The organism is Qipengyuania triglochinis, from assembly GCF_054655615.1.
The window spans coordinates 1,203,647-1,230,323 of record NZ_BAAHND010000001.1; the positions used below are offsets into that span (position 1 = coordinate 1,203,647).

A 26,677-nucleotide genomic window follows, 5' to 3' on the forward strand; every position below is an offset into this window, starting at 1 on the left:
GGGGCTCCTACGCCACCTGCATCTCTAGCGCCCCGTCGCCCTCATCAACGTTAACCGTCGAACCATCAGGCACGTTGCCTGACAGGATCATATCCGCCAGTGGGTCCTGCACGTAGCGCTGCACCGCTCGCTTCAATGGACGAGCGCCGTATACCGGGTCATAGCCAACCCGGCCGAGCCACTTCTTGGCGGCCTCCGTAAGGTCCAGTTCGATCTTGCGATCCTTCAGCAGCCTCTGAACCCGCGCGACCTGGATATCGACGATGGGGGCCATGTGCTCCTGAGCCAGGCGGTGGAAGAGGATAATCTCGTCCAGGCGGTTAAGAAACTCGGGCCGGAAATGGCCGCGAACCACGTCCATCACCTGCGGCTCGACATCCTCGACCTTCTGATCATCTTCCATGTTCGCCAGATACTGGCTGCCCAGGTTGGAGGTAAGGATGATCAGCGTGTTGCTGAAATCGACCACCCTGCCCTGCCCGTCGGTCAGGCGGCCGTCGTCGAGGACCTGCAGAAGCACATTGAAGACATCGGTGTGCGCCTTCTCGACCTCGTCGAACAGCACGACCTGATAGGGCCTGCGCCGCACAGCCTCGGTCAACACGCCGCCTTCTTCGTAACCGACATAGCCTGGAGGCGCGCCGATCAGGCGGGCGACTGCGTGCTTTTCCATGAATTCGCTCATGTCGATGCGGACCATTGCGCTGTCATCATCGAACAGGAAGCCGGCGAGCGCCTTGGTCAGTTCGGTCTTGCCGACCCCCGTGGGGCCAAGGAACAGGAAACTTCCCAGCGGACGGCCGGGGTCCTGAAGCCCCGCACGTGCGCGGCGCACGGCCTTGGACACGGCATCGATCGCCTGGCTCTGGCCGATCACGCGCTTCGCCAGAATGTTTTCCATGTCGAGCAGCTTCTCGCGCTCGCCCTCCATCATCCTGTCGACCGGGATTCCCGTCCAGCGCGAGACTACGCCAGCGATGTCGTCCTCGGTCACTTCTTCCTTGAGCAGAGCGTTGTCGGTCTGGCCGCTGGCTTCCGAAAGCTTCTTTTCCAGCTCCGGAATTCGGCCATATTGCAGCTCGCCCGCCTTTTGCAGGTCGCCGCTGCGCTGCGCCTGTTCCAACTCGATCCGCGCCGCGTCGAGCTCTTCCTTGATCCGTGCCTCGGCGTGGATCTTGTCGCGCTCGTTCTGCCAGCGGGTGGTCAGTTCGCTTGATTGCTGTTCGAGTTCGGCCAGTTCCTTGCGCAAGTTTTCGAGCCGATCCCGGGATGCGCTGTCGGTTTCCTTCTGCAGCGCCTGCTCCTCGATGCGCAGCTGGATGATGCGGCGGTCGAGACCTTCGATTTCTTCCGGCTTGCTCTCCACTTCCATGCGGATGCGCGATGCCGCTTCGTCCATCAGATCGATGGCTTTGTCGGGCAGGAAGCGGTTCTGGATATAGCGGTTGGAGAGCTGTGCAGCAGCCACGATCGCACCATCGGTGATACGCACGCCGTGATGCAGCTCGTACTTGTCCTTGATGCCGCGCAGGATCGAGATCGTGTCCTCCACGCTCGGCTCGTCGATATAGACAGGCTGGAAGCGCCGCTGGAGGGCCGGATCTTTCTCGACATATTTCTGATATTCGTCGAGCGTGGTGGCGCCGATGCAGTGAAGTTCTCCGCGCGAAAGGGCGGGCTTCAGCAGATTGCCTGCATCCATACTGCCTTCCGACGCGCCCGCGCCGATGAGAGTGTGCATTTCGTCGATGAAGAGGATGATCTGGCCTTCTGCGCCCTTCACCTCGTCCAGCACGGCCTTCAGCCGCTCCTCGAATTCGCCGCGATATTTCGCGCCGGCAATCAGCGCGCCAAGGTCCAGCGACATAAGCGTGCGGCCCTTGAGACTGTCGGGAACGTCGCCATTGGCAATACGCAGCGCGAGGCCTTCGGCAATCGCGGTCTTGCCGGTGCCGGGCTCGCCAATAAGGGCCGGATTGTTCTTGGTACGGCGGGCAAGGATTTGAACCGTGCGACGGATTTCCTCGTCACGGCCGATCACCGGGTCGAGTTTCCCGTCGCGCGCCGCCTGCGTGAGGTCGCGGGCGTACTTCTTCATGGCGTCGTAAGCGTCTTCCGCGCCTGCACTGTCGGCAGTGCGGCCACCAGTTGCCTCCTGGATCGCGTCTTCAAGCGATTTTGCATCGACACCCGCTGCCTTCAGGGCCTTGCCGGCGTCGTTTTCCGCAAGAGCAAGCGCCTGCAGGATGCGCTGGACCGGGACGAAGCTGTCGCCCGCTTTCTCGGCAAGCTGTTCCGCCTGATCGAGCGTGCGCACCGCGTCATTGTCGAGGCCTGGCGTAGCTTGCGCGCCGCCACCGGATACAGAAGGCACCTTGCCCAACGCCGTATCGATTTCGGTAATCGCCACGCCCGGGTTGCCGCCGGCGCGCTGGATCAATTGAGCGGCCATGCCCTGCTCGTCGTCCAGCAGTGCCTTCAGAAGGTGTGCAGGCGAAATGCGCTGATGGCTCATGCGGATCGCGACCGTCTGCGCCGCCTGAAGGAAGCCTTTGGCCCGATCGGTGAATTTTTCGAGATTCATCTAAAACCCCTCTTGCGAGAATTGTCGCTCGAATATGGTGTTGCGGATATGCAACACAAGGCCCCGCGGCAAATTTTGCGAGGTGTGTTATTCAAACATAGGGGTGTGCCTGCTTCGCGCGAGAGGCAAGCGGAAATTTATTCCGCAGAGATGCCTTCAAGGCCGGGCACCATTACAGTCCGTCCACCGCCGAAATCTTCGCGCACTACGATCAGGCCCTGTCGTTCCAGATGTTCGAGAAGCCGGCGAATACGGCCAGGCGAGCTGGTGCCGTAAGCTCTTGCGAGCTCGGCTTCGTCGACCTGTGTTTCCCCGGCATGCGCTGCCTTAGCGATGACCAGGAACGGAACCAGTAGATCTTCATCCACCGACCGCGCCAGTTCCATGATCCACGCCTGAAGATCCTCACCCAGTTCGCCCAGCCCGGCTCCTGCAACGGCAAACCGGCGGCGGAAAGCGTACATGTCGGGCATGGGGCCGATCAGCCGTTCGCGGCGACACCGGGTGAGAAACGTCTGGAATTGCGCACTGGCGGACTGGAAGGCGATACCCTCTTCGTTCGCCAGTTCATGGATGATTTCGTCTATGCGCTGGACGACAGCAGATTTGTCGGTGTCCTGTGCCGGAGCCTCCACCTGCCGTTCCTCGGCATGGGCGATGCTATCTTCGATCTCTTCTATCCGCGGTGCTGGAGGCGGCGCCGGTGGCGGTGGCGCCTTGGCAACGTCGGCAGCCAGATCGCGGGTAAGTAGATCGGCCATGTCTTCAGGTGCTGTATCGGGCAGCGCCATCAGCCCTTCGCTGCGAGCGGTATTGCCAGTTTTCACCGGACCGATCTTCACCGACAAGGGCAGGCGCGTGATCGCGGGCCCCAGCGCTAGGAAATGTCCGCGTTCCAGCTCGCGTATCCGTTCGGCCTGCCTCCGGTCCATGCCGAGCAGATCGGCGGCGCGCACCATGTCGATATCGAGAAAGGTCCGCCCCATCAGGAAGTTCGAAGCCTCGGCAGCCACGTTCTTGGCCAGCTTGGCGAGACGCTGCGTCGCGACGATCCCGGCCAGGCCGCGCTTGCGCCCCCGGCACATGAGGTTGGTCATGGCCGACAGCGTCATGCGCCGTGTGTCTTCCGCGATTTCGCCAGCCACCGCGGGAGCGAACATTTGCGCTTCGTCGACAACGACCAGCGCCGGATACCAGTGCTCTCGCGGTGCATCGAACAAAGCGGTCAGAAATTGCGCCGAACAGCGTATCTGCTGTTCCACTTCCAAGCCATCCAGATCGAGCACGACGCTTGCGCGGTGTTCGCGGATGCGCCGCGCCAAGGCTTCGATTTCACCCGGCGAATAAGCCGATCCGTCGATCACCACATGGCCGAATTCTTCGGCAAGGGAAGGAAAGTCGCCTTCCGGGTCGATCACCACCTGTTGAACGAGACCCGCGCTTTCTTCGAGCAGACGGCGCAGCAGATGCGACTTGCCGCTTCCCGAATTGCCCTGAACGAGCAGACGGGTGGCGAGAAGTTCCTCGACGTCGAATTCCACCGGCTTGCCGGAAGAATCATGTCCAATGGTGATCTGGGTTGTCACAGCCCCATGGCTAGCGGCCCGAATCCGATTGGCGGAAGGCCCTGCGCCGGGTTTTGCCCAGAGCATTGCGCCGCCCTGCCCCGCTCGCTAGGCATTCCGTCAGGAGAGGATTGAATTGATGGCGAAATGGTTCTGGCGCACCGGTGCGGTGCTGCTGTTGGCGGTGCTCGTGGCATTCATCGCACTGGCTACGTGGGAGCCTCTTTGGGCGGAACGCAGCGACAGCCTCCCGCCAGAAGCAAACTATTCTGCCGAAATTATCCGTGACGAATTCGGTGTGCCTCATATCTATGGCAAACGGGATCGCGATGTCGCCTATGGGGTGGCCGTTGCGCATTCGGAGGATGATTTCTCCACGCTTCAGGATGTCATCGCCATGGCTCGTGGCCGATATGGCGCGATTGCGGGGCAGGACGGTGCAGCAGTAGATTACGTTTACCACGTGCTCGACGCGCGCGGGACTGCAGAACGGCACTATCCCACAATGCCTGCCGATACGCGCGCCCTGTTCGAAGCCTATGCCACCGGCCTGAATGACTACGCCAATCAAAATCCGGACGAGATCAAGCTGGGCAATCTCTTCCCCGTCAATGGACTGGATGTGGCAGCCGGTTTTGCGCTTCGCCAGCCGTTTTTCTTCGGCCTCAACAATGTGATCGAGCCGCTGGTCGCAGGCGACGATTTGCGCCGGGAATATGGTCCGGACATCCCGGGTTTTCCTCGCGGAGTCACTCCCGATGCAGCGGTGGGGGCTTTTAGCGCAGAACCCGAAAAGACTGCCTATTCGCCCTTCGGGAAGGATGCGGCCCATAACGGATCCAACGCCTTTGCAATTGCCCCCGATAAATCAGGCGGACCAACCATCCTAGTATCAAACAGCCACCAGCCGTGGCGCGGCGGAGTGGCTTGGTACGAACTTGTCGTCGAAAGCGAAGAGGGCTGGCACTATGCCGGGGCCAATTTCCCGGGATCACCCTTACCCTTCCTGGGCCATAACGAGGACCTCGGCTGGACCAATACGGTCAACACCCCGGATATGGTCGACGTATACAAGCTGGAACTGGACGAGACCGGCACGCGGTATCGGTTCGGCGGTGAATGGCGTGAACTGGAGACCCGTGAGGTCACCCTGCCAGTCCGGGTCGGCCCCGTAGTCTTGCCGATCGGCAGGGAAGTGCACCGCAGCGTGCACGGGCCGGTCATCATCAATGACAAGGGTGCCTTTGCTTTCCGCTATGGCGGCATGGACAATCTGGGCCAGCTCGATGCCTATTACCGGCTCAACAAGGCGAGAAGCCTGGCGGAGTGGGAAGCCATCTTAGCGCGGATGGATATTCCTTCGACCAATTTCATCTATGGCGATGCTGTAGGCAATATCGCCTATGTCTACAATGCGGCGATCCCCGACCGTAAGACAGGTCCCAACTGGCGCGGCATTCTGAATGGAACGGACCCCTCGCTCGTCTGGAAGGGGCCCGTCGATTACTCGGCGCTGCCACGCTACGTGAACCCCGGCTCCGGCTGGCTCTATAACGCCAACAACACTCCATTTACTGCTGCAGGTGCTGGCAGCGACTTATCGCCTCAAGCCTTCGCACCGGACCTCGGAGTGGAGCTGAAGCAGACCAACCGCTCACGCCGAGCCTGGCAATTGATGAGTGAGGCGGAACAGCTAGATCGCAAGACGCTCGAGGAAATCAAATACGACACTGGCTACGCGCGCGAAGGCTATGTTGCCGATCTATGGGCCGAGCTCGATACGCTGGATGTGTCCGAAGATCCCGAGCTCGAGGCCGCCCGCAGATTGCTGCTCGACTGGGACTTCACCGCCGACAATATAGGGCGTGCCGACAGCCTGGCCCTGTTGATGATCCGCGAATTCATGTCGTGTCGCTATCAGAACAAGAAATGCCCGGGAGTGCGCGACGAGTTGGTGAAGGCAGTCGATCACCTGCAGACCCATTTCGGCCGGATCGATCCGCCCATGGGCGAACTGTTGCGCCTGCGACAGGGCGACGTCGATTTGCCGCTCGACGGCGGTTCCGACACGCTGCGCGCATCGACGCTCTGGGATGTGGAGGATGACGGGCGGCTCTCCGTTCGACACGGCGACAGCTTCATCCAATGGGTGGAATGGGCGCCGGGCAAGCGCGTAACCTCGCGGTCGATCCAGCCTTACGGATCGGCGACGACCCGCCCTCACTCTCCGCATTACGCCGATCAGGCTACGCTGTTCGTCCAGCATCGCTTGAAGCCGGTGCATTTCTGGCGCGAGGATGTGCTGGCCAATGCCGCGACCCGAAAGACAGTGACGCATCGCCGCTAGCTGCTTAGGATCGCACGCAATGAGTCGTTCGAACTCTGAAGAAAACTCGGCAGGAAATTTGCGGCGAAAGCCGCTGGCTCGACAGGGAGACCACAATGAAGACCTTTAGTATGATGACGAGCGTTCTCGCGCTGACCTTGGGCGGCTGCGCGACGGTGCAAGAAACGGACATGGCAGCAGCCCCCGCCGCGGCTACTCCGGCTGCCGAAAACGGCGATCTGGCGCAGCTCGTCGACCAGGTTCAAATTCCCTATGAAACCTTCACCCTGCCGAATGGCCTGACCACGGTCGTTCACACCGATCGCAAGGCACCGCTGGTCGCCGTATCGGTATGGTATGACGTTGGCTCGAAACACGAACCTGCCGGCAAGACCGGCTTTGCCCATCTGTTCGAGCATTTGATGTTCAACGGTTCGGAAAACGCCGATGGCGATTTCTTCGAACCGCTCCAGCAAGTCGGCGCGACCGGCTTCAACGGGACCACCAATGCCGACCGGACGAACTATTTCGAAACTGTTCCGACTGCGGCGATCGACCGTGTGCTGATGCTCGAAAGCGACCGGATGGGATACCTTCTCGGCGCAGTGACGCAGAAAAAGCTCGATAACCAGATCGGCGTCGTCCAGAACGAAAAGCGCCGCGGCGATAACCAGCCCTTCGGTCTGCTGCGTTATGAAGTGGTCGAGAACATCTTCCCGCGCGGCCACCCCTATTATCACTCCACGATCGGTTCGATGGACGATCTGACCAACGCCTCGCTCGATGATGTGAAGGACTGGTTCAAGGACCATTACGGCCCGAACAACGCCGTGCTGGTGCTGGCGGGCGACATCGATCTCGCCACTGCAAAGGAAAAGGTGACCAAGTGGTTCGGCGCCATCCCGAGCGGGGACGAAGTGGTAGATCCGGCCATTACCGTGCCACAGCTTGCCGCGGACAAGGAAAAGGTCATCAAGGACCAGGTTTCCACCACGCGCATCTATCGCATGTGGCCCATCCCTGGCGAAACCTCATCCGACACCGTGCCGCTGGCACTGGCTCAGACCACATTGGGCGGCCTCGCCAGCTCGCGGCTCGATAACGCTCTCGTGCGCGGCCAAGGCCTTGCCGTATCGGTCTCAAGCTGGGCGTGGACCAATGAAGATGCGGGCGTCTTCATCGTCCAGGCCGATCTCAAGCCGGGCGTCGAACGCGCCACTCTCGAAGCGGCACTGGACCAGCAAATTGCCGAGTTCATTGCGCAAGGTCCGACGGCGGACGAACTCGAACGCTCCAAGACGTCCATCGTGTCCGGCCTGATCGGCGGGCTTGAATCGGTTGGCGGTTTCGGCGGCAAGGCAGTCACGCTGGCCGAGGGTGAACTTTATCACGACAACCCCGGCCATTATCGTGCCCAGCTTGAAAGCATGGTCGATGCAACCCCGGCTTCGGTTCGCGCTGTCACCCAGAAATGGCTGACCAAGCCGCGCTTCTCGCTGATCGTGGAACCTGGTGAACGTACCGAAGGCGGTGAAAATCGCGGCGGTGCGGTCATGGCCGATACGACGGGTGAAGGGCTGAACGCAGCACCGGTCGAATATTACTGCAACCCGGACTTCTGCGATCCTGAGGAAATGCGCACTCTGAAAGCGCAGGACCGCTCGCAATTGCCCCCTGTAGGCCAGCTTACCGATCTGGACTTCCCCGACATCGAACGCGCTACGCTTTCGAACGGAATGGAAGTCTATTTCGCTCGCCGTGACGCGGTGCCCAAGGTGACGGTACGCATGGTGTTCGATGCCGGTTACACGGCTGACGGCCGTGACGAACTTGGCACCCAGTCGCTCATGCTGGCAGCAATGGACGAAGGCACGGAAGATCTCGACGCGACCCAGCTGGCGATCGCGCAGGAACGTCTCGGCGCGAGCATCAATGGCTTTGCCAATCTGGACGAGACGAGCTTCCAACTCTCCTCTCTCTCCACGCGGCTCGCACCTTCGCTCGACCTGTTTGCCGATTTCGTGCGCAATCCCGGCTTCCGCGCCGATGATCTGGAGCGTGTCCGCTCGCAGCAGCTCAATCGCATCAGCGCCGAAATGAAGAACCCAACCAGTGCGGGGCAGCGCGTGCTGACTCCGCTTGTTTTCGGCGCCCATCCTTATGGCGTTCCGTCTTCAGGCCTCGGCGATGCTGCGGTGGTAGAAGGGCTTAGCCCGGCCGAACTCGATGCGGCGCACCAGCGCTGGATCCGTCCGGACAATGCGCAGGTTTTCGTGGTGGGCGACACTACGCTTGCCGAAACCGTAAGCCTGCTGGAAGGCTCGTTCGGTGACTGGAAGGCTCCGGCCACGCCGATGCCGACGAAAACCTACGATGTGGACGTGCCCGCTCCCGAAGCGCGAATCGTCCTGCTTAACCGGCCGAATTCGCCGCAATCGGTGATCCTTGGTGCGCGCGTTCTCGATACCCGCGGCACCGACGACAACACCGTGCTGCTGGCTGCAAACGAGGTTCTCGGCGGAAGCTTTCTCTCGCGCATCAACATGAACCTGCGCGAGACCAAGGGTTGGTCCTATGGCTCTCGCTCTGGTGTGACCTACAATCGAGATCGTCTGGTCTATGCCGTCCAGGCCGAAGTGCAGGCGGACCGCACGGGGGATTCCATCGTCGAACTGAAGAAGGAAATCACCGGTTTCGTCGGCGACAATGGCGTCACCGCAGCCGAACTCGAACGCACGATCAATGGGAATGTCCGTGAACTCCCCGGTCAGTTCGAAACCTCGAACTCGGTCCTGGGCGGAATGGTCAACATCGTGAAATACGATCGTCCCGACGATTATTACGAGACCATCGCCGATAAGTACCGCGCACTGACCGCCGATGAACTGGCCGCGGCTGCTCGCGAGAACTTCGTCTATGGCGACATCGTCTACGTCGTCGTGGGCGATGCCGAGGTGGTCGAACCGCAGCTCGAACGTACCGGCCTGCCCTACACCGTCCAGCAACTGGACCAGTAATTGACACCAGTGTAAGTTATGGCGATTAAGCCGCATCTTTAATCAAGGAGAATACGCATGTCCGTAGCCGGAACTTATGACACCGTCGTCAAGAGCCCGATGGGCGACCAGAAGGGCACCTTCACCGTGGTCCCGGGCGACGATGGCAACACCTTCACCGGTTCGATGGCCGGCGGAATGGGTTCGATGGATGTCAAGGATGGCAAGATCAACGGCAACGAACTGACCTGGGCGATGGACATGACCGTCCCCATGCCGATGACCCTGAACTGCAAGGCAACCGTCGATGGTGACCAGATGACCGGCACGGTCAACGCTGGCGCATTCGGCGACATGGCACTGACCGGCGAACGCCAGGGCTAACGCCAGCAGCACTTACAAAAGAGGGCTGCCGGAGAGATCCGGCGGCCCTTTTTCTTTGTCCGCCTCAAAACTGTGCTTTGATATGGTACAGCCAAGGCAGAAAAGAACAGATCGAGTCGCAATCACGAGTGGGCCTTCACGGCCGGTATTGGGAGTGCGATTATGAGAGGACTCATTTCAAGAATTGGCGCATCGGGCGCGGCACTGAGCCTGCTGGCAGTTCCCGCACTGGCAGAAAAAGCCAGCCAGCTGCGGGACATTAACGGCTCGCTTGGACGTGATGCCGAATATCAGCTTAGGCAGCGCGGCTTCTACCACGTTTCTACCCACAAAAATAACATGGGCTATGTTTACAGCTATTGGTGGGACAAAGCCGATGACGACTGTGTTCAGGTCGAAGTCTATGACGGCCGGGTCGATACCATCAATGATGCGAGCGATCAGGATTGCGGCCATCACGACGGCAATCAAGCGGCCGCCGCTGTCGGTGTCGTGGCAGGCGCAGCCATATTGGGCGCCCTATTAAGCCATAAGTCGCATCACCATGACGACAACAAGCACTACGACACGCGCGATGGAGAATTACAATATGAGCGCGGGTATCAGGATGGGCTGCACAATGCGTCCTACCACAATTACGATCGCGCCGACGCATACTCGAACGGCTATCGTGCGGGCGTTAACCAACGCAATGCAAACCTGTCCCATCATTACGGTCGGGGCGGATATGATGAAGTCGCCGCCTTCAACGATCTGAAGGGAGCCCGCGCAGCTGGCGGAATGAGCGAATTGGAACGTCGGGGATTCCGTCAGGTCGATAATTTCACGAGCGGAAACGCGCGCTATTCGATTCAGTGGCGGCCGCAATCGCGTCAATGCGTGCAGGTGACTATCGCCGACGGCCATTTCTACGATTTGCGCGACATCGGCCAGCATCCGCAATGTCGCTGAACCTGATTGGGAAAAATCAGAAACTCCCGTTCACCGGTACTGCTGCCGTAACGCTCCTACTTGCGGCGTGCGGCAGCCCGCCGGAACCGGATGCAGACGAAAGCAGGATCACGACCGCGATACCTTCGCACCTGGCACCATTCGGAAAAGGCTACCCAAATGCCGGTGACGATTGCCGCAATCTCGGTGAGAGCGCGCATACATCAGCTTACCTCGGTGACAGTGCCATTCTCGTCGGTTGCCCGGATGATGCTTCTGCCAAAGAATTGGGCGGAACCGTTGTCGATGTTGTGGATGGCATCAGGCTGGTCAGCGTTCCTGCTGGCAATGCAAACATCGGCATGGGCGAGAACCAGCCCTTCGGGGTGAACGAAGACGCCACTATTGCTGAACGCGATTACGATGCCATGGCCAGCCTGCCCTGCGGCTTTCAGCGAAACGCTCCAACTCAACGCTGCGAGGCCGGTGTAAAACGCGAGTGGGGAGAAGATGGGACCACCCTTGTCGAGGTAATGAAACCCGATGGTCGTAAGCGGGCCCTCTATTTCAATGGCCTAAAGCCATACGGTGCTGATAGCGCTGAGTCCGACGGCTCGGCAGGCTGGGATTTCTCGTCGACACGGGAAGGGGACCGGACGACCATCTTATTCGGTCCCGAGACATATGTTCTGATCGACGCCTTCATCGAGGGCGGCTGACAGAAACAGGGCCGCAGGAACGAACTGTTCCTGCGGCCCAGCCTGATTATCCAGTAGAATGTTGCTTAATCGACGATATCCATTTCCTCGATCAGGCCGTCTGCCCCGTCGACCTTGTCCATCACCCACAGCATGTACCGTGAATCGACATGGATACTGCGCGTCGTACGCGGATCGAAATCCCAGTCCGAATTGACGCTTTCGAAGGTGCCGTCGAACAGCAGGCCGACCAGTTGTCCCTTGGCATTTAGCGTAGCCGAACCGCTGTTACCGCCCGTCACGTCCAGATCGGACATGAAGTTGACCGGCACGGAATCGATCGAGTCCAGCTCGTATTTGCCGTAGTCCTTGGCTTCGATCAGATCGAGCTCACGCTGCGGTGCGTTGAACGGTTCTTCGCCCGTATCCTTCTGCGTGATGCCTTCAAGCGTAGTGAACGGCAGATATTCCATCCCGTCGAAGGGCGATCCGCCCATGACATTGCCATAGGTGATGCGCAGCGTGGAATTGGCATCGGGATAGGTCAGCTGGCCTTCCGAACGCTGCCACTGCGTGATCGCATCCATATAAGCAGGACGCAGTGCGAGCGAACGACCGGCACGCTCTTCCGCTGCGTCTTCAAGCCCGCGATCGTAATCGTAAAGCGCAACGGCAAGCTTGATGAAAGGATCGTCACTGGCTTCGAAGGTAGCCGGGTCCGCTTCCATCAGGGCGAGACGGGTTTCCGTGTCGCCAAGCGTGGTATTCGCATAATAGCTGTCGAGCAGGCCAGGCAGGTCAGCCGCGGTGGTCTGCTGCGTAAGGCCCAGCGCCTTGTCGAAGGTGGGCACACGTTCGGCTGCCGGCTGCTGGATGTAGCCGTTCAGGAACAGCAGCCATTCGGCCTTGTCCACGGTCGGATCGTAGCGGCGGTCAAGCGCCTGAAGACCCTGGCGGAAAAAGGTCAAATCGCGGTCCTGATAGCCGGATTCGCGCTGCGCATTCGGCTTCTCGCGTTCCTTCGAGAGGCGATAGAGCCGCTGCGCCGCGCCGAGCAATTGCGGGCGTGTGGCATTGCCGTACCAGAAGCTGGTCCGCGCGGCCTGTGCGCTTTCCTGCGCAAGGGCGCTCAGCTGCGCGATAGCGGTGCCGTAATTGGCGCGGCTGGGATCAGCGGCAATCCACCGGGCCAGTTCGGCCTCCCGTTCACGACGGCGCTCGACGAGGCCGACCCGGCGTGCGCCATCGATCTGGCCGCGCAGGTTCTTTTCGTAATTGTTGAGGCCCGCAAGGCGGCTTTCGTATTTGACCCGTGCATCGGACCCGGCAGGTGCCGCATCCTCGATCGTGCCGATCCATTCGGTCAGCAGGGTCTGGAAGGTAGGATAATTCCAGCCAAAAGTGTTCTCAACTTCGGCCAGCAGGGCATAGCGGCTGGTCGATCCGGGATAGCCCGCGACCATCACGAAATCGCCCTCGTCGAGGCCCGACGCGCTGACCTTCAGATGATGCTCCGGCTGATAGGGGACGTTCTCTTCGGCATAGTCGGCAGCCGAACCGTCCGGGGCGACATAGGCGCGGTAGAAGGAGAAATCGCCCGTGTGGCGCGGCCACATCCAGTTATCGATGTCGCCGCCGTATTTGCCCACCGAGTCGGCCGGGGCGTAGACCAGCCGTACGTCGCGCACTTCGAGGCGCTCGATCAGCGTGTATTCCGCCCCACCGTAAAAGCTCGCGACCTGGCAGCGGTAACCTGCCTTTTCCTCGCACTCGGCTGTGATATCCTTCAGCCGCTGCTCGACCGTGTCGTAGCGGTCCGTGGGAGACAGCGCATCGGTACCGGCGCGAACGCGATCGGTAACATCGGTCAGCGCAGTCGTGACATAGATGCGCGATCCCGGCGCGGCGGGCACTTCATCGCCCATGGTCTTCGCGAGGAAGCCGTTTTCGAGATAGTTGTTTTCCGCCGTCGAATTGTACTGCACCGATCCGCGGGCGCAGTGATGATTGGTGACCACCAGGCCTGCAGGCGAAACGAAGCTGGCCGAACACCCGCCAAGCGAGACGATGGCACCCATCGGGAAGCCGGTCAGATCGCTCAGCGCTTCGGGATCGAGTTCTAAACCGGTAGCGCGCAGATCGTCAGCGATCTCGGGCAGCTGCTGCGGCGTGAACATGCCCTCCTTCGCGGCGAGCGGCGCAGATGCGACGCAGGCCAGCAGCGTGGCGACGGTGGTAATCTTTCTCATAAAATCAGGTCCCCTACCTTATGCGCGACAAGCGCATGATGGAGAGGAGGTATCTATCTTCAATCAGTCGGGCAAGCGCATGACCGTCAGGTTACTTCACCGCTCGACAAGTAGCGCCTTCGCTCAGTCAGCCACGGGTGGAATACCAAGCAGCACCTCGTTAGATGCGCCCGAGTTTGCAATCACGATATCAAGGATCGCGTCGCCGTTCATGTCACCCAGCGCAATCCCGTAAGTATCCCCGGGATCGCCCGGAAGAATTTCACGCTCGAAGTGCCCATCGCCAGAATTGCTATAGACCAGGTTCGCACCTTCGGTCCCGACGACCAGATCGACATCACCATCGCCATCCAGGTCTCCCGCAGCGATAGCCTGCACGCCCTCCCCGGTCTGGCCGAAATGACTGGCCAATGAGAAGCTTCCGTCATCGCCCTGACGGAAAAATGAATGAGTGCCATTGGTCGACACAAGCACGATGTCCACCAGCCCATCGCCATTGAAATCACCAGTCGCAACGTTTCGATGGTCGCCTTCGCTTTGTGGCAAGGCAGATATCGCGAACGTGCCATTACCATCGTTCGACATTACCACGCTGGCCGCACCGTCGCGCCGCGCGAAGACCAGATCGATATTGCCGTCCCGATCCATATCTTCGGCGACCACGCCGGTGGAACCGAAGCCGTCATCGGGTAAGTCTGTCGCTGGACCAAAGGCGGCATCACCCAATCCGAAATGCACCCGGTCCGGCTCCCGCCGTGTCGCGACGATCAGATCGAGGTGCCCGTCAGAGTTTACATCGGCCAGGGTGGCCGAGCGCGCCGGAACCGCGCTGCCAGGAATTTCGCCCGCCACAGAGAAGCCAGCGGAACCGCTATTTAAGAAAATAAGCGCTGGAAGAAGGTCACGTACCGCAACCGCATCGATATCCCCGTCCCCGTCCAGATCGGCGAGCCGGATCGTATAGGTGGATGACCGCGTTTCTCCCAGCGGCAGTGCTTCCAGCAGGCGGCCATTCCCGTGGTTCAGAAACACCCAGTCCTGTTGAGGCCAGTGTCTGCCGTTTGCGGCCACCACATCCAGATCGCCGTCCCCATCCAGATCGGCCAGCGATACATCCGCCGTGCGGCTGTCCTCTTCGTCGAACAGCAGAAAGGGATGCTCGCGGAACGAGACTGCGGCTTCTTGCGCCAGCAAAGGCGCGGAAGCCGTCACGAGCATCAAACCCAATGCCAGCTTTCGGACATGGAACTGATCAAGATAGCGTTTGCCCATCATTGGCCGCCAGCGAGTGTCAGCCGAGCTTGTCCTTGAGTATCTGGTTCACCACCGCCGGATTGGCCTTGCCCTGCATCGCTTTCATCGTCTGACCGACGAAGAAGCCAAAGAGCTTGTCCTTACCGCCGCGATACTGCTCGACCTTGTCCTGGTTGTTGGCAAGGATGTCGTCGATCGCAGCTTCGATGGCACCGGTATCGGAAACCTGTTTCAAGCCTTCGCTCTCGGCGATCTCGTCCGGCTCGCGGCCGGTCTTGAGAACGATTTCGTAGATTTCCTTGGCCTGGCCGCCCGAAATCTCGCCCTTGTCCTGCATGGCCAGGATCGCTGCCTGACGGTCCGCAGTGGCGTGGGCCGGATTGGCTTCCTCGCCGAGGGATTTCATTACCCCGGGTGCGACCGAGAGCGCCCAGTTCGCAACCTGGGTGGCAACTGCCTTGGCTTCTTTGCCAATTGTCTTGGCGGTAGCTTCCAGCAGTGTCTCGAACCGCGCGAAGGTTTCCACCTCGGCAGTCAGTTCGCGGGCGTTGTAATCGGTCAAACCAAGCTCGCCCGTGTAGCGCGCGCGCTTGGCATCGGGCAGCTCTGGAAGCGAAGCGCGGCAATCATCGAGGAAGGCGTCTTCCAGCTCCAGCGGCAACAGGTCCGGATCGGGGAAGTAGCGGTAATCATGCGCATCTTCCTTCGAACGCATGGTCCGCGTGGTCCCGGTGCCCGGATCGAACAAGCGCGTTTCCTGATCGACAGAGCCACCGCTTTCCAGCACTTCGACCTGCCGGTTAGCTTCGTATTCCACGACCTGCATTACGAAGCGGACAGAGTTCACATTCTTGGTTTCGGTGCGTGTGCCCAGCTCGCTGTCGCCCACCTTGCGGACCGAGACATTGACGTCGGCGCGCATAGAGCCTTCTTCCATATTCCCGTCGCAAGAACCGACATAGCGCAGGATCGAGCGCAGCTTGCGGACATACGCCCCGGCTTCTGCGGGCGAGGTCATATCGGGCCGCGACACGATTTCCATCAGCGCCACACCGCTGCGATTGAGATCGACATAGGACATGGTCGGATGCTGATCGTGCATCAGCTTGCCAGCATCCTGTTCGACATGGATCCGCTCGATGCCGATCACCTTGTCTTCGGCAATACCAGCCTTCTCGTCCGCATCGATCAGCAGTTGCCCTTCACCCACGATGGGGTGGTAAAGCTGACTGATTTGGTAACCCTGTGGCAGATCGGCATAGAAGTAGTTCTTACGGTCGAACCGGCTCCATTTGTTGATCTGGGCGTCGATCGCCATGCCGGTGCGCACGGCCTGGCGGATGCATTCGCGATTGGGCACCGGCAGCATGCCCGGCATCGCCGCATCGACGAGGCTGACTTGCGTGTTCGGCTCGGCACCGAAAGCGGTCGAGGCACCGCTGAACAACTTGGCGTTGGAAGTGACCTGCGCATGGACTTCGAGGCCGATCACGACCTCCCATTCGCCGGTTTCGCCCTGAATGCGGTACGTGCTCACCACCATTTCTCCGGTTTGCCGTCAAAGTTTGCGCGCTGCTGGATCGCCAGACCCGCGTTCAGCACACCCTGCTCATCGAAGGGCCTGCCGACGATCTGAAGACCAAGAGGCAAACCGTCGGGGTTCATAGTCGCGGGCACGCTCATCGCGGGCAGCCCGGCAAGCGATGCTGGCACGGCGAAGACGTCGTTGAGATACATCGTCAGCGGGTCTTCGTTGAGCGAGCCCAATGGGAAACTGGCGGTCGGCGTCGTCGGCGCGAGGATTGCATCACACTGTTCGAAAGCCTTTTCGAAGTCCTGCGCGACCAGCGTGCGGATCTTCTGCGCCTGCGTGTAATAGGCGTCATAGAAACCGGCACTCAGCACATAGGTGCCGATCAGGATACGGCGCTTGACCTCGTCGCCGAAGCCGTCGGCGCGGGTGGCGGCATACATGTCCTGCAGTCCCGCCCCATCGGGCAGATCGCGCAGGCCATAACGGACGCCGTCATAGCGGGCCAGATTGCTCGACGCTTCGGCAGGGGCCACGATGTAATAGGCGGGCAGCGCATATTTGGTGTGCGGAAGCGAAACGTCGACGATCTCGGCGCCCGCATCGCGCAGCCATTCCTTGCCCTGCTCCCAGCTCTTGAGGATTTCCTCATCGGTGCCTTCCATCCGGTATTCCTTCGGGATACCGATCTTCTTGCCCTTGAGATCCGCTGACAGCGCGGCTTCCCAATTGGGCACCTCCATCTGCAGGCTGGTCGCGTCCTTTGGATCGAACCCGGCCATCGCTTCCAGCATGATCGCACAGTCTTCGACGCTGCGAGCCATCGGGCCTGCCTGATCGAGGCTGCTGGCGAAAGCCACCACGCCCCAGCGGCTGCAACGGCCATAGGTCGGCTTGATCCCGCAAATGCCGGTGAAGGCAGCGGGCTGGCGGATCGAGCCACCCGTGTCGGTCCCGGTGGCAGCAGGCGCAATGCGTGCGGCGACAGCAGAGGAGGATCCGCCCGACGAACCGCCCGGGCTCATCGCGGCATTGGTGCCATCCTTCTTCCACGGCGAATTGACGTTGCCGAAATAGGATGTCTCGTTCGACGAACCCATCGCGAACTGGTCGAGATTGAGCTTGCCCAGCATGCCCGCGCCCGCGCCCCACAGCTTCTGGCTGACAGTGCTTTCGTACTGCGGCGTGAAGCCTTCGAGGATATGGCTGGCCGCGGTGGTCTGCACGCCCTTGGTGGCGAACAGATCCTTCATCCCGATGGGCACGCCGCCCATTTTACCGAGATCTTCGCCCCGCTCGCGCTTGGCATCGACCGCATCGGCCGCGGCAAGCGCATGATCGGGTGTGGTAACGATAAAGGCGTTGAGTTCGGCAGCGCCAGCAACGGCAGCGTTGAAGCTTTCCGCCACTTCGCGCGCGGTGAAATCGCCGCCCGCCACGCCGTCACGGATGTCCTTGACACCAAGCTGTGTGAAATCGGTCATTATTCGATCACCTTCGGCACGCCGAAGAAGCCGTGTTCGGCCGCCGGGGCATTGGCGAGTACATCCTCGCGCCGGCCACCCGCGGTTTCGGGAATGGCATCGACGACATCGTCGCGCAGGCGCAGGGTATTGGGAATGACCGCGGTCATAGGCTCGACGCCGGAAGTATCGACCTCGCCCAGCTGTTCGACCCAGTCGAGGATGTTGTTGAGTTCGGGGACCATGCGATCAAGCTCCGCGTCGCCCATCTTGATGCGGGCGAGCGAGGCGATCTTGGCCACTTCTTCGCGTGTGACTGACATGAGGGCGCGTTAGCCGGGCGCGCCCCCACCTTCAAGCGGCTAGATGAGGGTTATTCAGCGCCGGGTGCAGCTTGGCCGCCCTGCTGCGCGCCCATGGCACCCATCATCGACTGCAGCTGCTGCAGCTTGGCATCGAATTCCTGACGCGACAGAATGTCCGTCACTTCCACTTCGAAAGTCAGATCGGCATTGGCCGGGATCGGCGAACCCGGAGGCGGTTCGGCGCCATAGCCCTGGTCGGCAGGCACGGTGACCAGATATTTGCCGCCTTCTTTCATCTTCAGCAGTGCATCGAGGAAACCGGGAATCAGCGCGCCTTCTTCCAGCAGCATCGGCGTGCCTTCTGGGAAAAAGCCGGGAGGGATCGGGAGCGGCTGCGAACGGTCGAATTCGGTGCCATCGTCCAGCGAGCCGACATATTTCACGAACATGACCTGACCCATTTCCGGCGAAGGCCCTGTGCCTTCGGTCAGCGTTTCCATCCCGGCCGTTTTCGGCGAAGCGGCCCATGCCAGCCCGCCGCCCAGCAGAATGGCGACGAGAACGCCCAGCCAGAGCTTGGTCAACGAGCCTTTCTTGATCGGCTGCAGCGGTACGCGGGTAATCTCGGTCATGTGAACTGTGTCCTGATACGCAAAGGGCGCGGATTTCTCCGCGCCCTCATGGCTTGTCTGGTAAGCTGGTGCAACGCGGTTTTGAATTTTTGGCCCGTCCGGGCGCAAAACCAATGTGCACGCTGGATGACGGCGTCTTACTTGATGCCGTCACGCTCCATACGCTTGCGCTCCAGCTTGCGGGCGCGGCGAACGGCAGCAGCCTTTTCGCGAGCGCGCTTTTCGCTGGGCTTTTCGTAGTGGCGACGCAGCTTCATTTCGCGATACACGCCTTCACGCTGCAGCTTCTTCTTGAGCGCGCGGAGGGCTTGATCAACATTGTTATCGCGAACCATGATCTGCATAAACTTAAATACCTCGACTTTGCGGGCCAGAGCCCGCGCAAAAGCGGGGTATGCCTCCTTAATAGGGTTTCGCTTCTATAACGAAAAGCGCGCCGAATCCGTTCCGGACCGGCTCGAACGAGGCGGCACATAAGGATTCGCAACGAAAAAGGCAAGCACGTAACAGCGGCTTTCGCATTTGCGCACCAGCGGCTAGAGGCAGGCACATGTCCAACCTTTCCCCCCTCGTAGCCACGCTGCATGTCGCCATCGGCGGCGGTGCCGGCGCAGCGCTGCGGTATCAGGCAGGCCGCGCGATCACGCAGTGGCTCGGCGCACCGATCGTCTCTGCCTTTCCCTTCGCCACCCTTGCGGTCAACGCGCTGGGCAGCCTGCTGATGGGGCTGCTGGCCGGATGGCTTGCCCGGCACGGCGGCGAAAGCAACGAACAGATGCGCCTTTTACTGGGCGTGGGCCTGCTGGGCGGGTTCACCACCTTCAGCGCCTTCAGCCTGGAAATGGTGCTGCTGATCCAGCGCGGCCAGTTCCTGTTCGCCACGCTTTACGCCGTTCTTTCCTTCGCGCTCGGCTTCACCGGACTGATGATGGGCCTCGCGGTTATGCGGGTGGCGGCATGAAGACCTCAGACGAAGTACGCAACTTCACCGTCGAAGCGGATGACGACGGCATCCGGCTGGACCGCTGGTTCAAGCGCCACTTGCCGCAGGTCGGCTTCGGCACGGTCAGCAAATGGGCCCGCACCGGGCAGATCCGTGTCGATGGCGGCCGGGTCAAACCCGAAGATCGACTAGCGCAGGGCCAGCAGATCCGCGTCCCTCCGGGCGGCGACGCGCCGGACCGGCAGGCCAAGCCCAAGCGCGAACTGACCAAGGCCGAACGCGAACAGGCGGCCGACATGCTAATGACGCAGACCAAGAGCGCGCTGGTCATCAACAAGCCCCCCGGCCTCGCCACCCAGGGCGGGACCAATACCTTCAACCATGTCGACGGCCTGCTCGATGCCTATATGGAAGAAGGCGAGGAACAACGCCCCCGTCTGGTCCACCGGCTCGACAAGGATACCTCCGGCGTCCTGCTGGTAGCCCGCACCCCGGGCAGCGCGGCATTTTTCTCCAAGCGGTTCTCCGGCCGCAGCGCCAAGAAGATTTACTGGGCGCTGGTCGTGGGCGTGCCCGACATCCGCGAAGGCGTGATCGAGGCGCCGCTGGCCAAGCAGCCCGGTTCGGGCGGCGAGAAGATGCATGTCGATCACGAAGGCGGCGCCCCGGCCAAGACGAAGTACCGCGTTGTCGAAAGCGCGGGCAAGAAGGTCGCCTGGCTCGAACTGCAACCGCTGACGGGGCGCACCCACCAGCTGCGCGTGCATTGCGCGGCTATGGGGCACCCGATCGTGGGCGATGGCAAATATGGCGGCAAGGACGCATTCCTCACCGGCTCGATCAGCCGCAAGATGCATCTCCACGCCCGCCGGCTGATCATCGACAGCCCCGATGGCAAGCTCGATGTGACCGCCGAGCTGCCCGAACATTTCGCCACCAGCATGGAGCAGATCGGCTTCGACGAGAAGGTCAGCGACGCCACTCCCATGCGTGACGATCCGCCACCCGCCACGCGCGAGGAAAAGAAACAGAAGGCGCGCCAGCACGCGAAGACCTACAAAAAGAACCAGCGCGGTCCGCGGCGCGCCCGCGGGGCCACAGGAGGCAAGCCGAAAGGCCGTCCCGGCGGCAAGGGTGCTCGTTGATGCATCCGAACCCGCTGTTCCGCAGCGAGGACCGCGACCTGCTTCGTGAACTCGTGCACCAGATCGGCTTCGGCATGGTCTTCCTGACCACGAGCGATGGCCCACGCGTTGCACATACGCCATTGCTTTTGAGTGAGGACGGAAAGCTGCGCTTTCACCTTGCTCGCGGCAATGCGCTCACGAAACATCTCGAAGGTGCGAATGCATTGGTCACGGTCAATGGGCCGGACGGGTATGTGTCACCGCGCTGGTACGACGACCGCGACACGGTGCCGACATGGGATTACGTCGCACTCGAAATGGAGGGGCGCGTAAGAATGCTTGCGGAGACCGAACTCGATACCTTGCTTTACGATCTGATCGCAAAGCACGAGTCGCGGCTCGAAGGGACAAGGTGGGAAGCTTCAGAAGCAAGCGAGTCGATGTGGAATCAGTTGCTCAAGGGTATTCGCGGATTCGAAATCGACATCGCGGTGTGGCGCCCCACTTTAAAGCTTTCCCAGAAGCGTACCGCAGAAGAGCGCGAGCGCATCGCGGCTGGTCTTGATCATTCTGGGAGCGCGCGGCTTGCTCAATTCATGCGCAGGTTGCCAGCATGAAGGGACTGGTCATTTTCGATTGCGACGGCACGCTGGTCGATGGACAGGCGGCAATCTGCGACACGATGGACGAGGCGTTCGCGGCAGCCCGCCTCCCCAGCCCCGATCGCAACGAGGTCCGCCGGATGGTCGGCCTCAGCCTGCCGCAGGCGCTACGCCGGCTGGCACCCGATGCGAGCGATGACCAGCACGATATCGCGCTTGAGGCGTACAAGTCCGGTTACCGCGACCGGCGCTTCAAAGGCACGCTGGAAGAACCGCTTTATGATGGCATGGCCGCCTTGATTGATCGCCTGGTCGAAGCCGGATGGCTGCTCGCCGTAGCCACCGGGAAGAGCGATCGCGGTCTGCATTCCTGCCTCGACATGCACCAGATCAAGCACCATTTCGTCTCGCTGCAGACCGCCGACCGGCATCCGTCCAAGCCTCACCCCTCCATGATCGAGGAAGCTCTGGCTGAAGCCGGAGTGGACAGCGGCAGTGCGGTGATGATCGGCGACACCACTTTCGACATCGAAATGGCGCGTGCCGCAGGCATCCGCGCCATCGGTGTCTCGTGGGGCTATCACGAACCGGCCGAACTGATGGAAGCCGGGGCTCAGGGCGTTGCCAACACGACGCAAGAGCTGGAGGAGCTGATCAATGCAGGGGCATGATCCTGCCCTTGCCAAATTCCTGCTGCTCAATGTGATCCGGATCGCCGGCCTGCTTGCGGTGCTCGCGGGCATCGCGGGCCTGGGTGACAGATTGCCCATGCCCCAATGGCTCGCCGCGCTGGCAGTTATCGTGGGCGTGGGATTGTTCTTTATCGTACCGATGTTTGTCGCGCGCCGCTGGAAGGGCCGCAAATGAAGCGTTTTTACAAGGAAGTATCGATCGCCCCGGCAGGTGACGGCTGGCAGGTCATGCTGGATGGCCGCCCGCTGAAAACACAGGGCGGACGGCCGCAGATCGTGCCGGGCATGAATCTGGCGGAAATGCTGGCCGAAGAATGGCGCGCGCAGGGCGAAACGATCGACCCGGCAACCTTCCGCTTTCGCGACATGGCCGACTATGCGCTCGACGTGGTGGCGCGCGATCAGGGCGCACTGGTCGAAAAGCTGCTCGGCTATGCAGAGACCGACACGCTGTGTTTCCGCGCCGATCCGGAGGAACCGCTCTACCGGCGCCAGCAGGAATTGTGGGAGCCGATCGTTGCCGGACTGGAAGCGCGCGAAGGCGTGACCCTGCACCGCATCAGCGGCATCCTCCACCGCCCGCAAACCGAAGAAACGCGCCAACGACTGACAGCGCGGCTGGGAGAGCTCGACCCGTTCACGCTGGCTGCACTCGAACAGACGACCTCGCTAGCGGCATCGCTGTGCATCGGGCTGGAAGCGTTGCAGCAAGGCGCGGACGGCGATGCGCTTTGGGCCGCTGCCAATCTCGAAGAAGAATGGCAGGCCGATCTGTGGGGCCGCGACGAGGAAGCCGAGGCCCGCCGAGACCGGCGCAAGGACGATTTCCTGGCTGCGATGGAGTTTGCCGGGGCTGTACAGGGATCTTCGTCGGTTCCGACGGGGTAAAGCGTTTACGGCTACATATCTGCCTTATCACAACGGCGTCAGAATAGTCCCCCCGCTGGTTTGCAGGCGCATCAGGTCCTGTCGCGGCGGAGCGCCGAACAGGCGGGAATATTCGCGACTGAACTGCGAGGGACTTTCATAGCCCACTGCGAACCCGGCCGACCCTGCATTGGCGCCTTCCGAAAGCATGAGCCGCCGCGCTTCCTGAAGCCGCAGCTGTTTCTGATATTCCAGGGGTGTCATCCGGGTGACCGCCTTGAAATGCTCGTGGAGCGAAGACGGGCTCATGCCCGCCGCCGCCGCGATCTCGTCGATACGCAAGCGTTGATCGAAGGCGGAGAGGATTTTGCTGATGGCCCGGCTCACCTGATTGAGGTGGCTGTCGCCCACCGCCATGTAGCGCAGCGTCGGCCCATGCGGCCCTGTCAGGAGGCGGTAGAGTATTTCCCGCTCTATCAACTGGGCCAGAGCAGGAATTTCTTCCGGACGATCGAGCAATCGCAGCAACCGGCAGGCGGCGTCCACCAGATCGTCGTCGCTGCGGTAGACGGCCAGTGCCGGCAGGTCGGCTTTCGGTGCGCGCTCCCCTTCTTTCATGATGAGATCGACCAGTGCGGATTGGTCGATATCGATTTTCGCGCAAAGGTAAGGCGCATCGGGGCTGGCCTGCGTTACGTGCCCGATCAGCGGCAAGTCCAGCGACACCAGCAGGTAATGCTCTGCATCGTAAGTCAGGCTCTGATCTGAAAGCGTCACACGCTTCGACCCTTGGGCAATTAGGCAAAGTGAGGCTTCATAGACCGCTGGCAGCGGCTGGGTCGGCTCATCAGCGCGGAACAGGGACAGCCGTGATATCGCCGTATCAACCATACCGGTGCGGGTGACGTGCCGCGCGATCTGCGTAGCCAGTTCGGAATGCTTGCTCATCTCCTTGCCCTGCCACTCCACCGTGCCACTCCGCAATCCGTAGGGTATGGATTCTGGAGGATCGTGCAAGGATTCCAGCGGATCGCGATCACGCCTTGCTGACCATCGTTCTATCTACTGTCCAACCAGACAGATCGAAAGGAACTGGCATGACGAAGGTAATAGAGAAAACCGTTTTGATCACCGGCGCTTCAAGCGGGATCGGCGAGGCAACCGTCCGCGAGTTGGCCGGGACAGGCGCGAAACTGTTCATCGGCGCGCGGCGCACCGAACGGCTGGAAGCGCTCGCAAACGAATTGGGTGACGCTGTGGCGTGGCAATCGCTGGACGTGACGGATGCAGAAAGTTTCCAGGCCTTCGCTGAGGCGGCGCAGGAACGCTTCGGGAGCGTTGATGTCCTCATCAACAACGCCGGCATCATGCCGCTCTCTCCGCTTGCTGCGCTGAAACAGGACGAATGGTCCCGGATGATCGACGTGAACATTCGCGGCGTGCTGAACGGGATTGCAGCGGTCCTGCCGGGCTTCATCGCCCAGGGTTCGGGGCATGTAGTCAATGTGGCCTCGATAGCGGCGCACTTCGTGATGCCAAGCGCGGCGGTCTATTGTGCGACCAAATACGCGGTATGGGCGATTACGGAGGGCCTGCGGCAGGAACATGACGATATCCGGACCACAATCATCTCTCCCGGTGTGGTCGAGACGGAACTGGGCAACGACATAACCGATCCGCAGATTGCCTCCGCGCTGACGACCTGGCGGGAAAAGTCGCTGACGCCGGACGCGATTGCGCGCGCCATCCGTTATGCGCTCGAACAGCCGGAAGGCGTCGACATCAACGAAGTGATCGTTCGCCCAACGGCAGCAGGAATGTAATCAATCCGGGGGAGCGCCGGTTGCAGGGCCAACCTGTTTCTGGCGCTCCTCTACCTTCCATTCCACCCGCATCGGCAGACAATAAGCTGCCTGCCCAAAAAAGCGGGACTTAAGGGTACACTCGCTGAATGACGCGAAGTGCGCCGCTGGCAGGCGTTACCCGATCCAGGCCGCGATCTGCGCCGCCACGTCATTGGCCGCCTGGTTCAACGCCGGGCCGACGCTTGCCGTTTCGGGGAGGACACCCGGCACGGTGGCTTCGAAACGGCGCGTGACGACATCGCTGCCTTGGCCCGGACGCACGGCGTCGAACACCACGACCACGCTGCCGCTGCGGGCATCGTAGCCGAACTGGCGCAGCGTGCCGGTCAGGCGGTTGTCGGCCAGCACGCCGGGATCGTCACCGTCGATCACCACGCGGTTGGACTGCGTGCGGATGGTTTCGGCGATCAGGCGGCGGAACAGGCGGGCGGGCTTTTCCACCCACACGGCGTCTTCCAGATAGGCCAGCTCGGTGTCGGTCACCTGCACCGGAACGCGCGTGACGTCGAGCGCGCTGGGCGCTTCGAACTCCATCAGCGAAATCGCCGTGCTCGCATTGCTGGATTCGGCAGCGTCGGCGGGCGCACTTGCCGTGGGGGTGAGCGTGAGCAAGCTGTCGGGCGCATCGCCGCCGAAGGAGATGCAGCCGCCCAGCAGCAGCACCGGTGCCAGCATGGCGAATTTGAAATGCGTGGTCATCGCGCGAGGCCCCTTGTTCACGGCTTGTAGTCGGGCAGCGGCTTGCTGTTGAGCAATGCGCCCGCCCCTTGTTCGTCGATCTTTTCCGTCACGTCGCGCAGCGCCTTGCTGGTGGCACGCAGATCGCGCAGCGTGGCTTCGGCGGCGGGCAGCGTGCTTTCGGTGAGCTGCCTGGTCGCCGGGCGCGCTTCGGACAGGACGCCCTGCAATTCTTCCGAGGCATTGCCTGCCTGCTTCAGCGTGGTGCGCAGCTGGTCGGCCAGCGCCGCCCCTTCCTGGTTGAGCAGGCGGTCGGTCGAGGCAGTGACAGTCTCGAATTCATCCAGCGCTTCGGACGCTTCGCGCAGCGTGATCTGCAATTCGGCCATGGTGCGTTCGAACTGCGGCGCAGCATCGGCCAGCGCGGCGGTCATCTGGTTGGTGTTGGCAAGGATGCCGGCAATTTCGCCCTGGTTCTGATCGTCGAGCAGCTGGGTCAGCCGTTCGGTCAGCGTGGCCAGCCGTTCGAGCAGCAGCGGGGCGTTCGACAGAAGCGCGTTCAGGCCGCCGTCCTTGGGCGGGATGATCGGCACGCCTTCGGTGCAGGCGGTGGTTTCACAGGAGATCGGCGGAGCGCCGCTGCGCGCGCCATCGAGCAGGATGGTCGAAACGCCGGTGAAGCTGCCCTGGATCGTGGCGGTGGTGCCGACGAGGATGGGCACTTCTTCCTTCACGGCGATGCGTACGCGGACGAATTCGGGGTCCTTTTCCCACAGCACGATCTGGCTGACCTGCCCCACCGGAACCCCGGCGAAGCTGACCTGGCTGCCATTGGCGAGGCCCGACACGCTTTCCTTGAAGAAGATGTCGTATTCCTTCTGGTCGCCCTCGCCCCAGCGGGCGATCCAGACGATGAACAGCGCCAGCGCCGCCAGCACTGCAAGCGTTACCGCCCCGACCCAAACGTAATTTGCCCGCGTTTCCAT

General features: G+C 61.3%; 24 protein-coding genes. 12 read left to right on the forward strand and 12 right to left on the reverse strand.

All coding sequences use genetic code 11. The features are described from left to right. Nucleotides 1–7 precede the first annotated feature (7 nt). Both clpB and ACYQ0G_RS05950 read right to left on the reverse strand, forming a co-directional pair. Nucleotides 8–2,584, reverse strand: coding sequence for an ATP-dependent chaperone ClpB (gene clpB / locus ACYQ0G_RS05945; protein ID WP_460100487.1), 2,577 nt, complete (start codon nt 2,582–2,584; stop codon nt 8–10). A 137-nt stretch (nt 2,585–2,721) separates the two neighbouring features. Further along, nucleotides 2,722–4,170, reverse strand: a complete 1,449-nt coding sequence (locus ACYQ0G_RS05950) for an ATP-binding protein (RefSeq protein WP_460100489.1) — start codon at nt 4,168–4,170, stop codon at nt 2,722–2,724. A 118-nt stretch (nt 4,171–4,288) separates the two neighbouring features. Here ACYQ0G_RS05950 and ACYQ0G_RS05955 point away from each other — a divergent pair, with 118 nt between their 5' ends. From ACYQ0G_RS05955 to ACYQ0G_RS05975, 5 genes are all read left to right on the forward strand, one after another. Then, a complete protein-coding gene (locus ACYQ0G_RS05955) occupies nt 4,289–6,496 on the forward strand; it encodes an acylase (RefSeq protein ID WP_460100491.1) in 2,208 nt (735 codons plus the stop codon). Between the two features lie 95 nt (nt 6,497–6,591). Beyond that, nucleotides 6,592–9,492 carry a M16 family metallopeptidase gene (locus ACYQ0G_RS05960; RefSeq protein ID WP_460100494.1) on the forward strand — a complete coding sequence of 967 codons (2,901 nt, stop codon included), beginning with the start codon at nt 6,592–6,594 and terminating at the stop codon, nt 9,490–9,492. A gap of 57 nt (nt 9,493–9,549) precedes the next feature. Beyond that, nucleotides 9,550–9,855 (forward strand): hypothetical protein, encoded by a 306-nt coding sequence (locus ACYQ0G_RS05965; RefSeq protein ID WP_404677852.1) that lies wholly within the window; start codon nt 9,550–9,552, stop codon nt 9,853–9,855. Between the two features lie 162 nt (nt 9,856–10,017). Continuing rightward, entirely contained in the window at nt 10,018–10,806 is a 789-nt protein-coding gene (locus tag ACYQ0G_RS05970) for a hypothetical protein (protein WP_460100496.1), read from the forward strand. Beyond that, nucleotides 10,797–11,504 carry a hypothetical protein gene (locus ACYQ0G_RS05975; RefSeq protein WP_460100499.1) on the forward strand — a complete coding sequence of 236 codons (708 nt, stop codon included), beginning with the start codon at nt 10,797–10,799 and terminating at the stop codon, nt 11,502–11,504. Before ACYQ0G_RS05970 ends, ACYQ0G_RS05975 begins: the two co-directional genes overlap by 10 nt. Before the next feature lie 65 nt (nt 11,505–11,569). Here ACYQ0G_RS05975 and ACYQ0G_RS05980 read toward each other — a convergent pair whose 3' ends face one another. The 7 genes from ACYQ0G_RS05980 to rpsU all read right to left on the reverse strand — a co-directional run bounded on the left by ACYQ0G_RS05980 (nt 11,570) and on the right by rpsU (nt 19,261). Beyond that, nucleotides 11,570–13,732, reverse strand: coding sequence for a S46 family peptidase (locus ACYQ0G_RS05980; protein WP_460100502.1), 2,163 nt, complete (start codon nt 13,730–13,732; stop codon nt 11,570–11,572). A 123-nt stretch (nt 13,733–13,855) separates the two neighbouring features. After that, nucleotides 13,856–15,007, reverse strand: a complete 1,152-nt coding sequence (locus ACYQ0G_RS05985; protein WP_460100503.1) for an FG-GAP repeat domain-containing protein — start codon at nt 15,005–15,007, stop codon at nt 13,856–13,858. Between the two features lie 16 nt (nt 15,008–15,023). Then, nucleotides 15,024–16,523 carry an Asp-tRNA(Asn)/Glu-tRNA(Gln) amidotransferase subunit GatB gene (gene gatB / locus ACYQ0G_RS05990; RefSeq protein ID WP_460100506.1) on the reverse strand — a complete coding sequence of 500 codons (1,500 nt, stop codon included), beginning with the start codon at nt 16,521–16,523 and terminating at the stop codon, nt 15,024–15,026. Continuing rightward, a complete protein-coding gene (gatA, locus tag ACYQ0G_RS05995; RefSeq protein WP_460100509.1) occupies nt 16,520–18,001 on the reverse strand; it encodes an Asp-tRNA(Asn)/Glu-tRNA(Gln) amidotransferase subunit GatA in 1,482 nt (493 codons plus the stop codon). Before gatA ends, gatB begins: the two co-directional genes overlap by 4 nt. Next, nucleotides 18,001–18,303: an Asp-tRNA(Asn)/Glu-tRNA(Gln) amidotransferase subunit GatC gene (gene gatC / locus ACYQ0G_RS06000; protein ID WP_460100511.1), complete on the reverse strand. Its 303-nt coding sequence runs from the start codon at nt 18,301–18,303 to the stop codon at nt 18,001–18,003. Before gatC ends, gatA begins: the two co-directional genes overlap by 1 nt. Before the next feature lie 50 nt (nt 18,304–18,353). Beyond that, nucleotides 18,354–18,917, reverse strand: a complete 564-nt coding sequence (locus ACYQ0G_RS06005; RefSeq protein ID WP_460100513.1) for an FKBP-type peptidyl-prolyl cis-trans isomerase — start codon at nt 18,915–18,917, stop codon at nt 18,354–18,356. A 137-nt stretch (nt 18,918–19,054) separates the two neighbouring features. Further along, entirely contained in the window at nt 19,055–19,261 is a 207-nt protein-coding gene (rpsU, locus tag ACYQ0G_RS06010) for a 30S ribosomal protein S21 (protein ID WP_006834591.1), read from the reverse strand. Between the two features lie 206 nt (nt 19,262–19,467). On the opposite strand from rpsU, the gene crcB reads away from it, so the two are divergent. Genes crcB through ACYQ0G_RS06040 form a run of 6 tightly spaced genes read left to right on the forward strand, consistent with a single transcriptional unit; the run spans nt 19,468 to nt 23,169 of the window. Next, nucleotides 19,468–19,878, forward strand: a complete 411-nt coding sequence (gene crcB / locus ACYQ0G_RS06015; protein WP_460100517.1) for a fluoride efflux transporter CrcB — start codon at nt 19,468–19,470, stop codon at nt 19,876–19,878. After that, entirely contained in the window at nt 19,875–21,005 is a 1,131-nt protein-coding gene (locus tag ACYQ0G_RS06020) for an RluA family pseudouridine synthase (RefSeq protein WP_460100519.1), read from the forward strand. Before crcB ends, ACYQ0G_RS06020 begins: the two co-directional genes overlap by 4 nt. After that, entirely contained in the window at nt 21,005–21,604 is a 600-nt protein-coding gene (locus ACYQ0G_RS06025) for an FMN-binding negative transcriptional regulator (protein ID WP_460100521.1), read from the forward strand. Before ACYQ0G_RS06020 ends, ACYQ0G_RS06025 begins: the two co-directional genes overlap by 1 nt. Continuing rightward, complete coding sequence (locus ACYQ0G_RS06030; protein WP_460100523.1) at nt 21,601–22,260, forward strand: HAD-IA family hydrolase; 660 nt, start codon at nt 21,601–21,603, stop codon at nt 22,258–22,260. Before ACYQ0G_RS06025 ends, ACYQ0G_RS06030 begins: the two co-directional genes overlap by 4 nt. Beyond that, nucleotides 22,247–22,456 carry a hypothetical protein gene (locus ACYQ0G_RS06035; RefSeq protein WP_460100526.1) on the forward strand — a complete coding sequence of 70 codons (210 nt, stop codon included), beginning with the start codon at nt 22,247–22,249 and terminating at the stop codon, nt 22,454–22,456. The genes ACYQ0G_RS06030 and ACYQ0G_RS06035 overlap by 14 nt, the downstream gene beginning before the upstream one ends. Beyond that, nucleotides 22,453–23,169, forward strand: a complete 717-nt coding sequence (locus tag ACYQ0G_RS06040) for an ATP12 family chaperone protein (RefSeq protein ID WP_460100529.1) — start codon at nt 22,453–22,455, stop codon at nt 23,167–23,169. Before ACYQ0G_RS06035 ends, ACYQ0G_RS06040 begins: the two co-directional genes overlap by 4 nt. Nucleotides 23,170–23,196: 27 nt before the next feature. Here ACYQ0G_RS06040 and ACYQ0G_RS06045 read toward each other — a convergent pair whose 3' ends face one another. After that, on the reverse strand, nt 23,197–24,096 hold the full coding sequence (locus ACYQ0G_RS06045) for an AraC family transcriptional regulator (RefSeq protein WP_460100531.1): 900 nt from the start codon (nt 24,094–24,096) through the stop codon (nt 23,197–23,199). A gap of 149 nt (nt 24,097–24,245) precedes the next feature. On the opposite strand from ACYQ0G_RS06045, the gene ACYQ0G_RS06050 reads away from it, so the two are divergent. Beyond that, on the forward strand, nt 24,246–24,971 hold the full coding sequence (locus ACYQ0G_RS06050; protein ID WP_460100534.1) for an SDR family oxidoreductase: 726 nt from the start codon (nt 24,246–24,248) through the stop codon (nt 24,969–24,971). 156 nt (nt 24,972–25,127) lie between these two features. Here ACYQ0G_RS06050 and ACYQ0G_RS06055 read toward each other — a convergent pair whose 3' ends face one another. Beyond that, nucleotides 25,128–25,712: an ABC-type transport auxiliary lipoprotein family protein gene (locus ACYQ0G_RS06055; RefSeq protein WP_460100537.1), complete on the reverse strand. Its 585-nt coding sequence runs from the start codon at nt 25,710–25,712 to the stop codon at nt 25,128–25,130. A gap of 17 nt (nt 25,713–25,729) precedes the next feature. Beyond that, entirely contained in the window at nt 25,730–26,677 is a 948-nt protein-coding gene (locus tag ACYQ0G_RS06060) for an MlaD family protein (RefSeq protein ID WP_460100540.1), read from the reverse strand.

Bases quoted from the DNA above. Each gene is read 5' to 3' on its own strand.
- ACYQ0G_RS06030 (WP_460100523.1), top strand. From the start codon at position 21,601: ATGAAGGGACTGGTCATTTTCGATTGCGACGGCACGCTGGTCGATGGA.
- ACYQ0G_RS06055 (WP_460100537.1), bottom strand. From the start codon at position 25,712: ATGACCACGCATTTCAAATTCGCCATGCTGGCACCGGTGCTGCTGCTG.
- ACYQ0G_RS06025 (WP_460100521.1), top strand. From the start codon at position 21,005: ATGCATCCGAACCCGCTGTTCCGCAGCGAGGACCGCGACCTGCTTCGT.
- rpsU (WP_006834591.1), bottom strand. From the start codon at position 19,261: ATGCAGATCATGGTTCGCGATAACAATGTTGATCAAGCCCTCCGCGCG.
- ACYQ0G_RS06020 (WP_460100519.1), top strand. From the start codon at position 19,875: ATGAAGACCTCAGACGAAGTACGCAACTTCACCGTCGAAGCGGATGAC.
- ACYQ0G_RS05970 (WP_460100496.1), top strand. From the start codon at position 10,018: ATGAGAGGACTCATTTCAAGAATTGGCGCATCGGGCGCGGCACTGAGC.
- ACYQ0G_RS05960 (WP_460100494.1), top strand. From the start codon at position 6,592: ATGAAGACCTTTAGTATGATGACGAGCGTTCTCGCGCTGACCTTGGGC.
- gatA (WP_460100509.1), bottom strand. From the start codon at position 18,001: ATGACCGATTTCACACAGCTTGGTGTCAAGGACATCCGTGACGGCGTG.
- ACYQ0G_RS06035 (WP_460100526.1), top strand. From the start codon at position 22,247: ATGCAGGGGCATGATCCTGCCCTTGCCAAATTCCTGCTGCTCAATGTG.
- ACYQ0G_RS06045 (WP_460100531.1), bottom strand. From the start codon at position 24,096: ATGAGCAAGCATTCCGAACTGGCTACGCAGATCGCGCGGCACGTCACC.
- ACYQ0G_RS05980 (WP_460100502.1), bottom strand. From the start codon at position 13,732: ATGAGAAAGATTACCACCGTCGCCACGCTGCTGGCCTGCGTCGCATCT.
- ACYQ0G_RS05955 (WP_460100491.1), top strand. From the start codon at position 4,289: ATGGCGAAATGGTTCTGGCGCACCGGTGCGGTGCTGCTGTTGGCGGTG.
- ACYQ0G_RS05965 (WP_404677852.1), top strand. From the start codon at position 9,550: ATGTCCGTAGCCGGAACTTATGACACCGTCGTCAAGAGCCCGATGGGC.
- ACYQ0G_RS06050 (WP_460100534.1), top strand. From the start codon at position 24,246: ATGACGAAGGTAATAGAGAAAACCGTTTTGATCACCGGCGCTTCAAGC.
- clpB (WP_460100487.1), bottom strand. From the start codon at position 2,584: ATGAATCTCGAAAAATTCACCGATCGGGCCAAAGGCTTCCTTCAGGCG.
- crcB (WP_460100517.1), top strand. From the start codon at position 19,468: ATGTCCAACCTTTCCCCCCTCGTAGCCACGCTGCATGTCGCCATCGGC.
- ACYQ0G_RS06060 (WP_460100540.1), bottom strand. From the start codon at position 26,677: ATGGAAACGCGGGCAAATTACGTTTGGGTCGGGGCGGTAACGCTTGCA.
- ACYQ0G_RS06005 (WP_460100513.1), bottom strand. From the start codon at position 18,917: ATGACCGAGATTACCCGCGTACCGCTGCAGCCGATCAAGAAAGGCTCG.
- ACYQ0G_RS05985 (WP_460100503.1), bottom strand. From the start codon at position 15,007: ATGATGGGCAAACGCTATCTTGATCAGTTCCATGTCCGAAAGCTGGCA.
- gatC (WP_460100511.1), bottom strand. From the start codon at position 18,303: ATGTCAGTCACACGCGAAGAAGTGGCCAAGATCGCCTCGCTCGCCCGC.
- ACYQ0G_RS06040 (WP_460100529.1), top strand. From the start codon at position 22,453: ATGAAGCGTTTTTACAAGGAAGTATCGATCGCCCCGGCAGGTGACGGC.
- ACYQ0G_RS05975 (WP_460100499.1), top strand. From the start codon at position 10,797: ATGTCGCTGAACCTGATTGGGAAAAATCAGAAACTCCCGTTCACCGGT.